The organism is Streptomyces sp. NPDC059224 (assembly GCF_042754285.1).
GTDB lineage: Bacteria > Actinomycetota > Actinomycetes > Streptomycetales > Streptomycetaceae > Streptomyces.
The window spans coordinates 209,194-223,465 of the sequence record NZ_JBHZAN010000001.1 but is presented as its reverse complement, the minus strand read 5'-3'; the positions used below and the strand labels follow the sequence as shown (position 1 = coordinate 223,465).

The window sequence follows — 14,272 nt, the reverse complement described above, 5'->3', positions numbered from 1 at the left end:
CGCTCCTGTGTGACAGCACAATTAACTGACGCTATGTCAGATTACTGAACTGACGCAGCGTCAGGAACTGGTCTGCACGCAAAGTTGAGACGGAAAGTGCTTCTTGCCCCCTACTTCGTCCGCTGTCGCCCGGCCACGGCCCTCGCGATCTTCTCCGCGTCGATCGCCATCTCCCGGAACATGCCGCTGATGGGGTTGGTGTAGCCGATGAAGTGGAGGCCGGGGGCGTCCTTCGGGGTGCGGGGCCCGTGGGCGACCGGCCGGCCGCCTTCGTCGAGGACGTCGAGGTGGCCGACCAGGCCCTCCAGTGCCCGCTCGTATCCGGTCGCGGCGATCACCGCGTCGGGGGAGACGAGGGTGCCGTCCGCGAGGGCGACCTTGCCGTCCTCGAAGCGGTCGACGGCGGCCACGATCTCGACCCTGCCCTCCCGTACCGCGTCGAGGAGACCGACGTCCAGCACCGGGATGGCGCCCTGTCCGACCCGGCTGAAGAGGCCGGAGTCGGGGCGGGGCAGGCCCTGGGCGGCCAGGTCGGGCACGCTCGCCTTGGCCATCGTGCGGGCCAGCCGGTCCACGAGGGGCACCGGCAGGCGCCGTACCAGGATCGCGTTGTACTGGGCGGCCCAGCCGGCGGTGGACCGGCGCACGATGTGCGGGACCGTGCGGACGGCGAGCCGTACCCGGGAGGCACCGCCCTCCACCAGGTCGACGGCGATCTCGGCACCGGTGTTGCCGGCGCCGACGACCAGGACGTCCTGGCCGGCGAACGGCTCGGCGTTGCGGTACTCGCCCGCGTGCAGGAACCGGCCGGTGTAGCCGTCCAGGCCGGGCCAGCCGGGGACGCGCGGGGTGTGGTTGAAGCCGGTGGCGACCACCACCGCGGAGCCGGTCAGCTCCCGGCCGCCGGAGGCGTGCAGCAGCCAGCCGTCGCCCTCGGGCGAACGCTCCACCCGGGAGACCTCGACACCGGTGACGATCTCCAGCTCGTGGTGCTCGGCGTACTTCTCCAGATAGCGCACGACGTCGTCGCGGGCGACCCAGCGGCCGAAGCGGCGCGGCATGGGCAGGCCGGGCAGCGCGGAGAGGCGCCGGGTGGTGTGCAGCCGGAGGCGGTCGTAGTGCCCGCGCCAGGACGCGCCTACGTCCTCGGACTTCTCCAGGACGACGGCGCGGACGCCCCGGGCCCGCAGCGCGTACGCGGCGGCGAGACCTCCGGGGCCGGCGCCGATGACGTAGACGGGCGAGACGGTGGGGGGGAACACGACCATGGGCGCGAGCGTAATCACGCGTCACGTTGATGGGTCTCGGTCAAGACCGGAATTGGTTGCGGATTGATCACACCCGTAGGAGATGTGGGTGGGACTTGTGGCGTAGCCCACTTGGTCCGAACGGAATCTGAACGGAAAGGGACACCGCGTCCGGGGAAGCTGTCGCGGGGGTGAGGCGCCTGTCTCGATGGTGAGAGGTTCCCGCTTCCGCGGACCTCTGGGCCGCGGCCGTCGTCTGACATACCGTCAGATGCATGGATGCGACGAGTGCACCGACCGTACGGCGGTACGACCTTCCCGAGCCGGACGCCTTCACCCGCCCGTACTGGGAGGCGGCGGCCGAGGGCCGGCTCCTGCTCCGCCGCTGCCGCGCCTGCGGCCGGGCCCACCACTACCCCCGGGAGTTCTGCCCGCACTGCTGGAGCGAGGACGTCACCTGGGAGCCCGCGACCGGCCGCGCGGCCCTGTACACCTGGTCCGTCGTGCACCGCAACGATCTCCCGCCCTTCGGTGACCGTGTCCCCTACGTCGCCGCCGTGGTCGACCTGGCGGAGGGTCCGCGCATGATGACCGAGCTGGTGGACACGCCCGAGCCGAGCGCCGGACTCGAACTGGAGGTGGTCTTCCGGGCGGGTGTGCCGGTGTTCCGCCCCGCGACCCGCCGGGACGGGAGCCGGTGAGAACAGGGGGCGCCGGTACGGGCTGGGCCACACCCGGCACAGCGGCTTCAATGACCTCATGGCCCAGATCGACGAACAGCCCGCCGCCCACCGCCCCGACATCACCCCGCACGGTCACGGCCTGCGCCTCGACCACTGGGACCCGGACTCGCGGGACCACGTCGAGGCCTGGCTGCGCGGCCGTACCGACCTGGACTTCCTGCGCTGGAACACCCCCCTCCAGCCGGACATCGACCTCGCCGGGGCCCGTGCCGCCCTGCTGAGGCAACGGGAGCAGGCGGCCGGCGGCGGCTGCGCGCCGTTCCGGATCGCGGACGCGGAGAGCGGCACGACCCTCGGGCACATCGGCGTCAACATGATCGACCGGGTGTCACGCTCGGCCCGGGTCGGCTACTGGGTGCTCCCGGAGGCGCGCGGCCGCCGGGTCGCCACCCACGCCCTGACCCTGGCCGCCCGCTGGACCTTCGCCGGACTGGGCCTGCACCGCCTGGAGCTGGGGCACGCCCTCGGCCACGAGGCGTCCTGCCGGATAGCGCAGACATGCGGGTTCCCGTACGAGGGGACACTGCGGGACTCGATGTTCGAGGCGGGCCGGCCGAACGCGTTCCGCGACGCCCACCTGCACGCCCGCCTCGCCTCGGACCCGGAGCCGGCCCTCGGATAATTCACGTGCGGGGTACGGCAGCCCGGCGCGACCATCGACCATGGACCCCGAGACAGCCCCCGAGGCACCCGCGGCCGGACTGGCCGGAGCTGCCGACGCGCCCCACCCCTCCGACGCATCCGACGCATCCGACCCCTTCGGCCTCTCCGACACGTCCGAGTGGCACTTCACCTCCGACGTGGGCGAACTACTCGCCCACGCGGGGGACTTCCTCGCCTCCCGCCCGGACCTGCACACCGTCCACCTGACGGTGACCCGGCAGCTGCGGCACAGCGGCCCGTCGGCGTACGGCGACCCGACGCCGTTCCTCGGCTACCTGACCAGGGAGGACGGCAGTGTGGGCGCGGCGCTGCTGCACACCCCGCCCTACGCCCTGCGCACCACCCGCCTCACGGCCCGGGAGGCCGGGGCGCTGGCCTCCCGGCTGCTCGCCCTCGGCCACCCGGTGTCCGGATTCGCCGCCGAACGCGCCACGGCGGAGGCGTTCGTGGCGGCCTGGGAGCGGCGGACCGGGACGCCCGGGAAGCTCCGCGACCTCGAACGGCTCTACCGGCTCGAGGAGTTGACGGTCCCCGTCCCGGTGCCCGAGGGCCGGGCGAGGGTGGCAGGTCCCGCGGACCGGGACCTGCTGATCCGCTGGTACGACGGCTTCGTCACCGACGCGGGCGTGCCGGGCGGCCGGGACGCCGGGGACTGGGCCGACTTCCGGCTCTCCTACGACGGCGTCACGCTCTGGGAGACCCCCGACGGCACCCCGGTGTCCATGGCCGGCGTGACCCCGACGGTCGCAGGCCAGGCCCGGGTCGCGCCCGTCTACACCCCGCGCGAGCTGCGCGGCCGCGGCTACGCAGGCGCGGTGACGGCGGAGGTCAGCCGGGCGGCCCTGGCGCGGGGCGTCGGCGAGGTCCTCCTCTTCACGGACCTGGCGAACCCGACGAGCAACGCGCTCTACCAGCGCATCGGCTACCGGCGGGTGGCCGACTGGGCGGTGTACGACGTCGAGGGGCGGGCGTAGCGGGGAGGCGCTCACGGCCACAGCAGTTGCCGCCGCCACGTTCCGTCGCCCTGGCCGGTGTACCGGAGCCGGACGTGCCGGCGTTCCGGGTCGCCCTGGAAGAACTCGGCCTCCTGCGGACGCAGCCGGTAGAGGGTCCAGGTGGGGGAGGGGGCGGCCGGGTCGGCGCGGGCCCGCTCCCAGGCCGCCTCCGACTCCTCGCGCAACTCCTCCAGCGAGGACAGGACCCCGCTCTGCCGGCCGGTGAGCGCCGCCGCGAGCGCGCCCGTCGAGCGGGCGTGCAGGTCCGCCTGGCCCTCCTCCCACGGGGCCGCGGTGACCGGCCCGCGCAGCCGGACCTGGCGGCCCAGCACCGGCCAGTAGAAGGCCAGCGCCGCGTACGGGCGGTCGCTGAGCTGATGCCCCTTGCGGCTGGTCAGGTGCGACGCGAAGGACCAGCCGTCCGGGTCCGCGCCGTGCAGCATCACGATCCGTACGTCGGCCCGGCCCTCTTCGTCCGCCGTCGCCAGCGACACGGTGTGCGGCTCCGGCTGCCCGGCCGCCACCGCCTCCGCGAACCACGTGGTGAACAGGGAGAGCGGAGCGTCGGGTGCCGACGCGGGGTCGAACGGCCGTAGCTCCGTGGTCTCGGGGGACCAGACCCGGAGCGACTTCAGGAGCGCGTGGAGATCCGTTGCTGCCATGTGCCGAGTATCACTCGGGGCCGCGCCCGGCCGCCCCGGCGGCACGTCGGGGGACGGCCCGGCGTGCCCGGAGGTACCCGGAGCCCGGACTCCCGGGCACAACCGAGCGAATCCCTGCGCATACCTGTGCCCCGGCCCCACACTGTCCGGCATGAGGGGACCCAGGACCGTGAGAGTGGGCGTACGTCATGTGCTCGGCGACGGCGGGCGGCCCACGGCGCGGACCGTCACCTGGGCCGCGCGTGACTTCCGGCTGGTCCGGCCGGCGGTGGGCCGGGACCGGGTCGAGCTGGAGTGCCCGGTCTGCTCGGCCGCGCTGCTCGCCGAGGTCCGCGACCACGTCCGTACCCGGCGGGTCCGCCTGACCTGGGCCGCGGTCTTCGTGCTCGCGCTGGCGCTGTGCGCCGCCTCGCTGGCCTACGCCCTCCACGAGGGCGCCCGGGCCCTCCCGGCCGGGCAGTCGCCGCCCCTGCTCCTCCCGGTCAGCGTGGCCGCGGCCGTCCTCGCCCTGATCGCCGCCCCCGTGGCCTGGGTGATCGCCCGCAACCACGTCGGCGTCAGCCTCGTCGACACCCCGGGCCCGCGCCGCGGCCACCGGATCGTGCCGGTGCGCGGCTGAGGCGCCCCTCAGCGCCGGGCGAACTGGACCCCGGTCCGCTGGACCGTGTCCGGGCGCACCGGGAGGGCGGGCACGGTGAGCGGTTCGCCGTAGATGTCGGTGAGCCGGAGTTCGCCGCCGCAGCCGGCGCCCTGTTCGGAGAGGAAGTAGTTGTACTCGGTGCGGCTCAGCGCCAGCCGGCCGCCGCCGCTGCGGACCTCCAGGCGGACCGGCGGGTTGCGGTGACCGATCGCCTGGATCCCGCACCAGTAGCGGGTGGAGCCCGTCCTGCAGCGGATCCCGACCGTGTCGGAGGCGGCCGGGCTCAGCAGCCTCCAGGTGATCGCGACCCGGCCCGCCGAGAGCGGCGCGCAGGGTGCGGGGCATTCGTTGGTGATGCGTACGGTGACGGATGTGCCGCCCGCCGCGCGGACCGAGACGTACGCGCCGCACGCCTGCGCCGTCTCGTAGTCCGCGGTGTTCATCGCCGCGGTCAGCACGTCGTCGGTCGGGCCGAACGAGCAGGCGCCGTCGCCCACGTCGTAGGAGGTGGCGACCCCCTGGTAGGAGGCACCGGGGCGGATCCGGCCGTCGCGGGGGCGGTGCCGGTCGCCGTGCGCCGGGCCGGGGCGGCGGCAGCGGATCTCGTCGGCGTGGCCCGTGCGCCCGCCGCGGGCTTCGCCGAGGCCCCCTTCGCGGGCGCCGGCGATGCCGTCGCCGTCGCGCTTCCCGCGGCCTCCGGCGAGGAGGACGACGAGGCCGAGGCCGCGGACACCGCCCGGTCCGCGGCGTCCCGCCCGGTGCCGGGCGCGCCGCCGGGGCGGAAGGCCACGACCAGGGTGGCCACCAGGGCGACGGCGGCGACGGCGGCCACCGCGAGCAGCGGCCCGCGGACCGGGCGCCGAGCGGACGCACGCTCCGTACGCGGGCGTCGGCGACGTGAGGAGGAGACCACGGAGCGATCCTTACGCGGTTCGGCGGTGCAGGTCCTTCGGACGTCCGCTTCCGATGCCTGCGAACGTCGAAGCTTCCGGCACCCGGTCGCCGCCACGGCCCGGAAGGTTGCCGCCGTCCTTCCCCGCCCCCGGTGTCACCCCCGTCCCAGCACCACCGTCCCCGAGGAGCAGAACCAGCCGCCCGTCCCCGACGCCACCCCCAGCTCCGGCAGCCCTCCGTCCGCCCGGCGCACCTGCCGGTCACCGGCCTCGCCGCGCAGTTGCCGTACCGCTTCCACCAGCAGGAACAGCCCGCGCATCCCGGGGTGTTGGGCGGAAAGGCCGCCCCCGTCCGTGTTCACCGGAAGCCCGCCGCCCGCCACCCGCAGCCGCCCCTTCTCCACGAACGCCCCGCCCTCGCCCTTGGCACAGAAGCCGAGGTCCTCCAGCGTGACCAGCGTCATGTAGGTGAAGGCGTCGTAGATCTCCGCGAAGTCCACCTCCGCCGGCCGGACGCCCGCCCGCCGGAAGGCCAGTCGGCCGCTCACCGCCGCCGGGGACACCGTGAAGTCGGCCCACTCCGACATGGCGGCGTGCGAGACGCACTCGCCCGTGCCGAGCACCCAGACCGGCGCGGTACGGCAGTCCCGTACGTACTCCTCGGCCGCCAGCAGCACCGCCGCGCCGCCGTCGGAGCGGATGCAGCAGTGCAGCTTGGTGAAGGGGTCGGCGATCATCGGGCCGGACAGGACCTCGTCGACGGTGACGGGGGTGCGGAACATCGCCTCCGGGTTGAGGGCCGCGTTCGCCCGTGCCTGGACGGCCACCTCCGCCAGCTGCTCGATCGTGGTGCCGTGTTCGATCATGTGACGGCGGGCCGCCATCGCGTACTTGGCGATGAGCGTGTGGCCGTAGGGGACCTCGAACTGGAGGGGGCCCCCGCCGCCGAAGGACAGGTTGCCGGTCCTGCGGCCCGCCTTGATGTCGGCGCGGGCCGTCGAGCCGTACACGAGCAGGACGGCGTTGGCATGGCCGGCCGCGATCGCGTCCGCCGCGTGGGCCGCCATGACCTCCCAGGTCGAGCCGCCGACCGAGGTGGAGTCGGCCCAGGTGGGCCGCAGGCCCAGGTACTCGGCCACCTCCACCGGGGCCAGCGTGCCCAGGCCCGCCGACGCGAAGCCGTCGACCACCTCCCGGCCCAGCCCCGCGTCGGCGAGCGCGCGGCGGGCCGCCTGGGCGTGCAGGGCGTAGGCGGTGGCGTCGTCCACGCGGCCGCAGTCGGACAGGGCCACGCCGACCACGGCGACCTTGCGGGGTCCGGTCATGAATCTGACGGTACATCAGATCAGCGTCCCTTCACCCCTGTGCATCTGCGTCCACTGCCCCTAGCATGACGGGCCGTCAGATCGTCAGGAGGTCCGGTCATGGACGCCCGCTTCACCGACGAGCAGGACGAGATCCGGCGCGCCCTGCGTGAACTGCTCCGCAAGCGCTGCGGGACGGAGGACGTACGGGCCGCCGTCGACCGGCCGGAGGGACACGACCCCGCCCTGTGGACCGCTCTCGGCGAACAACTCGGCCTGCCCGGACTCGCGTTGCCCGCCGCCTACGGCGGAGCGGGCTGCTCCGGCACGGAAGTCGCACTCGCCGCAGAGGAGTTGGGGCGCGTTCTGGCCCCTTCCCCCTTCCTCGCCACCGCCGTCCTCGCCGCCCCGCTGCTGCTCGCCCTCGGCACCGACACCCAGCGCGCCGAACTGCTCCCGAGGATCGCCGACGGCCGGCTCACCGCCGCCCTGGCCGTCCCCGGCACCCGGCTCGGCACCGCCCTCGCGCTCACCGGGACGGGCAGCGGCGACTGGGCCGGCGGCGGACGGGCCGGCGGCGTCCAGGCGCGGCACCGGGGGGACCGGTGGCAGCTGTACGGAGAGGCCGACCAGGTGCTGGACGGGCACAGCGCCGGGCTGCTCCTCGTCCCCGCGCACGCCGGCGGGTACGCCCGCTCGCGCGTCCTGCTCTTCCTGGTGGCGGGGGACGCCGACGGCGTCGTACGGACCCGGCGCACCGCCCTCGACCCGACCCGCCCCCAGGCCCGGGTCCAGCTGCGCCACGTGACCGCGGAACCGCTGGGCGACGCGGACACCGACGTCCGGCCGGTGCTCGCCGCCCTCGGCGACTCCGTGGCCGCGGTGCTCGCGGGCGAGGCCGTGGGGGCCGCGGACCGGGCGCTGGAGCGGACCGTGGAGTACGTCAGGCAGCGGGAGCAGTTCGGGCGGCCGATCGGGTCGTTCCAGGCCGTCAAGCACCGGCTGGCCGACGTGCACGTGGCGGTACGCGCGGCCCGGTCGGCCGCCTACTACGCGGCCTGGGCGACCGCCCAGGGGGAGCCGGCCGGCGGACTGGCCCTCGCCCAGGCGCTCCAGGCGCTGCGGACGGCCGCCGCGGAGGGGATCCAGCTGCATGGCGGGATCGGGTTCACCTGGGAGCACGAGGCGCACCTGTTCTTCAAGCGGGCCGCCGGGGACGAGCTGCTCTTCGGGCCCGTCCACCGGCTGCGCGCGCGGGCCGCCGACGCGGCGGGGCTGTTCGGGGGACGGGGGGTGGCGGTGTGATCGGCGAAGGGCTGGTGCAGAAGGTCTCCGCCACCCGCGCGTTCGCCAAGGTGGCCCCGCACGTGGTTCCCGCCCTGGACCGGGCCGTGCACCGGCTCACCGGGGGCCGGGTGCTGCTCAGCGCCCGGATGCTGCCCGGGGTGATCCTCACCTCCACCGGCGCGCGCAGCGGGCGGCCCCGCCGTACGCCGCTGGCGTGCATGCCCGAGGGGGACGGCTGGTTCCTCGTCGGGTCCAACTTCGGGCGCACCGGCCATCCCGCCTGGACGTACAACCTCCTCGGGCATCCCGCCGCCGGGATCAGCTGGAAGGGGCGGGACATCCCGGTCACGGCCCGGCTGCTCGAAGGGGCGGAACGGGCGGAGGCCTGGCGGCTGCTGCTGGTGTTCTGGCCGCCGTACGCCGCCTACCAGGAGAGGGTGGACCGGGAGATCCGGATCTTCCGGCTCACGAGGTCGTAGTCCCCGGGCGTGGTCAGGGAGCCTGCCGGGCGGTGGCCACAGCGCCTGCCGGGCGGTGGCCACAGAGCGTGCTGGGCGAGCAGGAGCGCCCCGACGCCCACCATCGCCGCCCCCGAGGTGCGGGTGACCGCCCTGGCGGCCGTCGGGCGGGCCGAGAGCAGGCGGCGGGCGAGGACGCCGACGGTCAGGTGGACGGCGGTGCAGCAGGCCATGTGGACGCCGCCGAGCACGGCGGTCTGGAGGGCCACGGGCGGGTGGTCTTTCCGGGTGACCAGGAACTGGGGGAGTACGGAGAGATACAGCAGCAGCGCCTTGGGGTTGAGGCCGCTGATCGCCGCGCCCCGCCGGAAGCCGCCCGCTCCGGCGTCCGCCCCCGGGCCGGCTTCCCGCGGCACCGCCGGGTGGCGCAGTACGCCCCAGCCCAGCAGGACCAGACAGCCGGCGCCGGCCGCCGTCAGGGCCGTGAGCAGCGCGGGCGAGCCCGCCACCAGCACCGCGAGGCCGGCCACCGCCGGCGCCGTGTGCAGCGCGTACCCCGCCATCAGGCCGGCCACCGCCCGTCCCACCGAGCGCCCGCGCGTCCCGGCGGCGATCAGAACGCCCAGTCGGCGCCCGGCACGCACACCAGCAACAGGTCCACGGCGAGGAAGGAGATCAGGGGTCCGGTGTCCATGCCAGGGACATTAGGCGCGAACAGCCCGAAAGTGGTGTCGTAATGTGCTCAGTACCGGCCGTTCCGGGGGAGAATCCGCCCCATGGACGACGTGGACCGGAAAATTCTTGCCGAGCTTCAGCAGGACGGGCGGCTGACCGTGACCGAGCTGGCCGGACGGGTGCGGCTGAGCGTCTCGCCGTGCCACCGGCGGCTGCGCGAACTGGAGCGGTCGGGGGCGATCAGCGGGTACCGGGCGATGGTGGACCCGGCGTCCGTGGGGCTGTTCTTCGAGGCGCTGGTCTTCGTCTCCATGCGGCAGGAGGACCGGGACACGGTCGCCGACTTCGAGCGGGCGCTCGCGGAGATCCCCCATGTGCTGGACGCGCAGCGGCTGTTCGGCGAACCCGACTACCTGCTGCGGGTGGCCACCGCCGACCTCGCCGCCTTCCAGCGGCTCTACGACGAACGGCTCGCGACCTTGCCGGGCGTGCAGCGCCTCACCTCGACCCTGGTGATGAAGCACGTGGTCCGGGACCGCCCGCTGCCGGCGTGACGGGGCGGGTAGCGCAACAGGCGGTGGTCCACCCCCGGTGAACCGCCGCCTGCCAGACAGGACCCGGAGTGCGGGTTACTTCGTGGGCTTCTTCCCGGTCACGCCCAGGTGTACCAACAGTGCCAGGTTGGGCTTGAGTTCGGCCTGCTTCACGCCCCAGGACTGGAAGCCCTTCTGGTGCGAGGCGACCGCCGCGAGCATCGCGACCAGTGAACCGGCCACGGCCGCCGGGTTCACGTCCTTGTCGACCTTGCCCTTGGACTGCAACTCCGTGATGGAGTCGGTCAGGGAGTTGTTCACCGAGTTGAGGATCTTCATACGGATCTTGTAGAACCGTTTGTCCCCTTCGGCCGCGCCGAGGTCGACCACGCGCAGAATCGCGTCGTTCCTGCGCCAGAACTCCAGGAAACCGTCGACGAGTTCCTGCGCGGTCGTCCAGCCGGCCTTGCCGACCCAGGAGCGCCCGGCCAGCAGCTCGGTCAACTGACCGCCCTCGGTGGCCATTTCCTCGGCGATCTCCAGGACGGCGCCTTCGACGTCCGGGAAGTACTGGTAGAAGGTCGCGGGCGAAGTGCCCGCCTTCCGGGCGACATCGATGACCTTGACGTCCCGGTAAGGGGAGGAGCTGAGCATCTCGCTGAGGCAGTCGAGCAGCTTCTGCCGGGTCGCCTGCCCACGCCGGCCGGCCACGCGGCCGTCGACGGTACGCACTTGTCCTGTCATGCCGTCAGCTTACCGAGGGGTGATCGGAGCGCGATTCGGCCGACTGCAAATGGGGTGCGCGGGTGTATGGGGGGTGGGTGAGGGGCGCCGCCCCAGGTGGTGCGGCTGGTCTGCGGGGTGCGAGCCGGGCGGTTACTTTGACGACATGGCCGAAAACAGGACATCCGAATACACAGAGGGCGTCCCGTGCTGGGTGGACGTGCAGCTCCCCGACGTCGAGGCGGGCAAGCGGTTCTACGGCGGGCTCTTCGGGTGGACCTTCGACGACGCCGGGGGAGGCGCCGTGTGGGCCCGCCTCGACGGCGTGGCCGTCGCCCGGCTGGCGCGGAAGCGGGACGGCCGGATGCCCACCGTCTGGACGGTGTACTTCGCGACCCCGGACGTCCGGGACCTCGCCCGCCGGATCCTGGCCGTCGGGGGCCGGATCGTGAACGATCCGGTCCCCGTCGGTGACCTCGGCACCGCAGCCCTGGCCGCCGACCCCACGGGCGCCGTCTTCGGCCTCTGGCAGGCGGCGGGCCACCCGGGCTTCGGCGTCCGGCACGCCCCCGGCGGCTTCGCCTGGGCGCAGCTCTACACCAGCGACCCCGACACGGCCGACGCCTTCTACGGCCACCTCTTCACCGCCGCCCTGTTCGGCGCCGGCGCCGAACCGGACGTCGGCCGCGCCCCCGTCACCGAGGTGTTCGCGGCGGGGATGCCCTCGCAGTTCGTCGTCCACTTCCGCACCGGGGACGTGGGGGCCGCCGTCGGGGCCGTTCTGGAGCTGGGCGGCCGGGTCCAGGCGCCGCCCTTTGAGACGTCGTACGGAAAAGTGGCCGTCGTGACCGACAATCAGGGGGCGACGTTCGCGCTGCTGCAACGCTGAGGCCGGAAACGGACGGCTCTCGGTGGAAATATGTCTCACTTTGTCACGTGACACCCCGATTGGTCGCCGGGTTCGCAACCTGTGCCCGGGCCAGGAAGAATCGGGGTGCGTGCCGCCACGGCGGTGCGGTGGTGAGACGCTGCACGGGGTCGCGTACATATGTGGGTGGACGTGGCCCGTACGGGGAGGTGGCAGGCAAGTGGTGGATCAGCTGACGCAGCACGACCCGCGGCGGATCGGGCCGTTCGAGGTGCTGGGACGGCTGGGGGCCGGCGGCATGGGGCTGGTCTATCTCGCGCGTTCGGCGTCCGGGCGGCGCGTGGCGATCAAGACGGTCCGGACCGAACTCGCCGAGGACCAGCTGTTCCGGGTCCGCTTCACCCGTGAGGTCGAGGCGGCCCGCGCGGTCTCCGGTTTCTACACGGCGGCCGTGGTCGACGCCGACCCGCGTGCCGCGGTCCCGTGGCTGGCGACCGCGTACGTCCCCGCGCCCTCCCTCGAAGAGATAGTGAACGACTGCGGGCCGCTCCCGGCCCAGGCGGTCCGCTGGCTCGCGGCGGGCGTCGCGGAGGCGCTCCAGTCCATCCACGGCGCGGGCCTGGTCCACCGGGACCTCAAGCCCTCCAACGTCCTCGTCGTCGAGGACGGCCCCCGGGTCATCGACTTCGGTATCGCCTCCGGTGTCTCGAACACCCGTTTGACGATGACGAACGTCGCGGTGGGCACGCCCGCGTACATGTCCCCGGAGCAGGCGAAGGACTCCCGGTCCGTGACCGGCGCGAGCGACGTCTTCTCCCTCGGCTCCATGCTCGTCTTCGCCGCCACCGGCCACCCGCCCTTCCACGGTGCCAACCCGGTCGAGACCGTCTTCATGCTGCTGCGTGAGGGCCCGGACCTGGAAGGTCTTCCCGAGGAACTGCGCCCCCTCATCGAGTCCTGCATGCAGATGGAGGCCACCGGCCGCCCCAACCCGGCCGACCTCCAGGCCCAGCTGGCCCCCCACCTCTTCGGCTCCGGCTCCGACGACAGCGGTACGGCGTCCGCGTGGCTGCCCGAGAAGGCGGTCGCGCTGATCGAGTCCCGCCGCGGCGGCCGCCCGGCCGTGAAACCTTCCGCCACCCCGTCCGGCGCCCGCAGCGGTGGCCGGCTCGCCGTCCCCCCGCCGCCCTCCTACGACCCGGTCGTCCCGGCCCCGGTCCCGGTCGGCGCCCCCGACGCCGGCCCGGTCCGGCTGGCCGGCGGCAAGGTGCCGATCGGTCCCGGCCCGCGGGTCGCCGACGCCCGCGCCGCCGCCGTCAAGGCGCCCCCGCCGGAGGCCGGCCTGGTGGCCAACTGGTCCCGGCCGCGCCCCGGCGTCAACGGCGTCGACCCCGTCGTACCGGCGGTACCCGCCCTGCCCCCGGAGACGGCGTCCGGCTGGCGCCCCTGGCGGTTCCGGATGTCGAACGACGTCTGGGGCACCCCGGCCGTCGACGGCGACCTCGTCTACGTCACCTCCTTCGAGGTGCACGCCCTCGACGTGGCCACCGGCCGGCGCCGCTTCAAGACGAGGGACGTCGCCTGGTCCATGGCGGTGGCCGAGGGCCGTATCCACGCCTCCGACGGCCCCACCCTGTTCGCGCTGGAGGCCCGCGAGGGCGGCGACCTGTGGCGGCTGTCCACCGACGCCTGGGTGTACGCCCTCAGGGCCGACCGCGGCACCCTCGTCACCGGCACCCGGGGTGGCGGCGTCCAGGCCTGGGAGGCCTCCACCGGGCAGAAACTCTGGGAGCTGTCCGGCGCGCAGACCGACTTCGAGGCCCCCGAGTCCGGGCCGTCCCTGCACGAGGGCACGGTGTTCGTCTGGCAGGACGCCCGCCTGCGCGCGCTGGACGCCCGTTCCGGCGAGGAGCGCTGGTCCTACCCCATCGGCGACGCGGCCTCCTGCGGCGGCGTCCCGGTCCGCCTCACCCATGCCCCCGACGGCTTCGTGTACGCCTCGGCGGGCAGCCGCGTCATCGCCCTGGACGCCGCGACGGGGCGTGTCCGCTGGCACTTCGAGGCACCGGCCGTCTTCCTCGCCCCGCCGGCCTTCGTGCCCGGCCCCGCGGTCACCGGCGGCGGCGTCTACCTCGCCGACTACCTCGGCACGGTGTACGCCCTCGACGCCACCGACGGCCGCGACCGCTGGCGCATCGCGACGGAGGCCCGCTCCTCGATCGAGCCGGTGCTGGTGGCCGCCGGGCACGTGCACGTCGGCAGCGGCAAGGGGCTGTACACCCTGGACGCGGTGACCGGAACGCCCAAGTGGCGCTTCCAGGCGGGCGGCGACGTGGTGGGCGCGCCGGCGGTGGCGGAGGGCCGGATCCACTTCGGCTCCACCGACCACCTCCTCTACACCCTGAAGGCCGACGACGGCCGGCTGCGCTGGAAGCTGGCGACCGGCGGTGAGATCACCGGGTCGCCGGTGGTGCGGGACGGGGTGGTGTACGCGTGCAGCAAGGACCGGTGCGTGTACGCGCTGGACGCGGAGAAGGGAACGGGGACGGCACGTACGGCGTGAGTGCGGGTGCGGGTGCGG

14 protein-coding genes and 1 pseudogene are annotated in these 14,272 nt (G+C 74.1%); 9 read left to right on the top strand and 6 right to left on the bottom strand.

What is annotated here, in order from left to right:
- Window positions 1–110: 110 nt before the first annotated feature.
- Complete coding sequence (locus ACFXI4_RS01015) at window positions 111–1,268, bottom strand: flavin-containing monooxygenase (RefSeq protein WP_384987000.1); 1,158 nt, start codon at window positions 1,266–1,268, stop codon at window positions 111–113.
- 254 nt (window positions 1,269–1,522) lie between these two features.
- On the opposite strand from ACFXI4_RS01015, the gene ACFXI4_RS01010 reads away from it, so the two are divergent.
- The 3 genes from ACFXI4_RS01010 to ACFXI4_RS01000 are packed head-to-tail and all read left to right on the top strand — an operon-like array spanning window position 1,523 to window position 3,627.
- The gene (locus tag ACFXI4_RS01010; protein WP_384986998.1) at window positions 1,523–1,948 is read left to right on the top strand and encodes a Zn-ribbon domain-containing OB-fold protein; all 426 of its coding nucleotides are present in this window, start codon (window positions 1,523–1,525) and stop codon (window positions 1,946–1,948) included.
- A 58-nt stretch (window positions 1,949–2,006) separates the two neighbouring features.
- A complete protein-coding gene (locus ACFXI4_RS01005; RefSeq protein WP_384986996.1) occupies window positions 2,007–2,612 on the top strand; it encodes a GNAT family N-acetyltransferase in 606 nt (201 codons plus the stop codon).
- Between the two features lie 40 nt (window positions 2,613–2,652).
- Entirely contained in the window at window positions 2,653–3,627 is a 975-nt protein-coding gene (locus ACFXI4_RS01000) for a GNAT family N-acetyltransferase (RefSeq protein ID WP_384986994.1), read from the top strand.
- Between the two features lie 11 nt (window positions 3,628–3,638).
- Here ACFXI4_RS01000 and ACFXI4_RS00995 read toward each other — a convergent pair whose 3' ends face one another.
- On the bottom strand, window positions 3,639–4,310 hold the full coding sequence (locus tag ACFXI4_RS00995; RefSeq protein ID WP_384986992.1) for a pyridoxal 5'-phosphate synthase: 672 nt from the start codon (window positions 4,308–4,310) through the stop codon (window positions 3,639–3,641).
- A 151-nt stretch (window positions 4,311–4,461) separates the two neighbouring features.
- On the opposite strand from ACFXI4_RS00995, the gene ACFXI4_RS00990 reads away from it, so the two are divergent.
- Entirely contained in the window at window positions 4,462–4,929 is a 468-nt protein-coding gene (locus ACFXI4_RS00990; RefSeq protein WP_384986990.1) for a hypothetical protein, read from the top strand.
- Between the two features lie 8 nt (window positions 4,930–4,937).
- Here ACFXI4_RS00990 and ACFXI4_RS00985 read toward each other — a convergent pair whose 3' ends face one another.
- Window positions 4,938–5,447 carry an expansin EXLX1 family cellulose-binding protein gene (locus ACFXI4_RS00985; RefSeq protein ID WP_384986988.1) on the bottom strand — a complete coding sequence of 170 codons (510 nt, stop codon included), beginning with the start codon at window positions 5,445–5,447 and terminating at the stop codon, window positions 4,938–4,940.
- A gap of 551 nt (window positions 5,448–5,998) precedes the next feature.
- Window positions 5,999–7,168: an acetyl-CoA acetyltransferase gene (locus tag ACFXI4_RS00980; RefSeq protein WP_384986986.1), complete on the bottom strand. Its 1,170-nt coding sequence runs from the start codon at window positions 7,166–7,168 to the stop codon at window positions 5,999–6,001.
- A gap of 99 nt (window positions 7,169–7,267) precedes the next feature.
- On the opposite strand from ACFXI4_RS00980, the gene ACFXI4_RS00975 reads away from it, so the two are divergent.
- Window positions 7,268–8,452: an acyl-CoA dehydrogenase family protein gene (locus tag ACFXI4_RS00975; RefSeq protein ID WP_384986984.1), complete on the top strand. Its 1,185-nt coding sequence runs from the start codon at window positions 7,268–7,270 to the stop codon at window positions 8,450–8,452.
- Window positions 8,449–8,913, top strand: coding sequence for a nitroreductase/quinone reductase family protein (locus ACFXI4_RS00970; RefSeq protein WP_384986982.1), 465 nt, complete (start codon window positions 8,449–8,451; stop codon window positions 8,911–8,913). Before ACFXI4_RS00975 ends, ACFXI4_RS00970 begins: the two co-directional genes overlap by 4 nt.
- Before the next feature lie 71 nt (window positions 8,914–8,984).
- Here ACFXI4_RS00970 and ACFXI4_RS00965 read toward each other — a convergent pair.
- Window positions 8,985–9,586 (bottom strand): annotated as a pseudogene (locus ACFXI4_RS00965) (LysE family translocator); the annotation flags it as partial.
- An 82-nt stretch (window positions 9,587–9,668) separates the two neighbouring features.
- On the opposite strand from ACFXI4_RS00965, the gene ACFXI4_RS00960 reads away from it, so the two are divergent.
- The gene (locus tag ACFXI4_RS00960; protein WP_384986980.1) at window positions 9,669–10,121 is read left to right on the top strand and encodes an Lrp/AsnC family transcriptional regulator; all 453 of its coding nucleotides are present in this window, start codon (window positions 9,669–9,671) and stop codon (window positions 10,119–10,121) included.
- A gap of 75 nt (window positions 10,122–10,196) precedes the next feature.
- Here ACFXI4_RS00960 and ACFXI4_RS00955 read toward each other — a convergent pair whose 3' ends face one another.
- Window positions 10,197–10,844: a TetR family transcriptional regulator gene (locus ACFXI4_RS00955; protein WP_384986978.1), complete on the bottom strand. Its 648-nt coding sequence runs from the start codon at window positions 10,842–10,844 to the stop codon at window positions 10,197–10,199.
- Window positions 10,845–10,989: 145 nt separating this feature from the next.
- Here ACFXI4_RS00955 and ACFXI4_RS00950 point away from each other — a divergent pair, with 145 nt between their 5' ends.
- Window positions 10,990–11,712 carry a VOC family protein gene (locus ACFXI4_RS00950; RefSeq protein WP_384986976.1) on the top strand — a complete coding sequence of 241 codons (723 nt, stop codon included), beginning with the start codon at window positions 10,990–10,992 and terminating at the stop codon, window positions 11,710–11,712.
- Between the two features lie 199 nt (window positions 11,713–11,911).
- Complete coding sequence (locus tag ACFXI4_RS00945) at window positions 11,912–14,254, top strand: PQQ-binding-like beta-propeller repeat protein (RefSeq protein ID WP_384986974.1); 2,343 nt, start codon at window positions 11,912–11,914, stop codon at window positions 14,252–14,254.
- Window positions 14,255–14,272 lie beyond the last annotated feature (18 nt).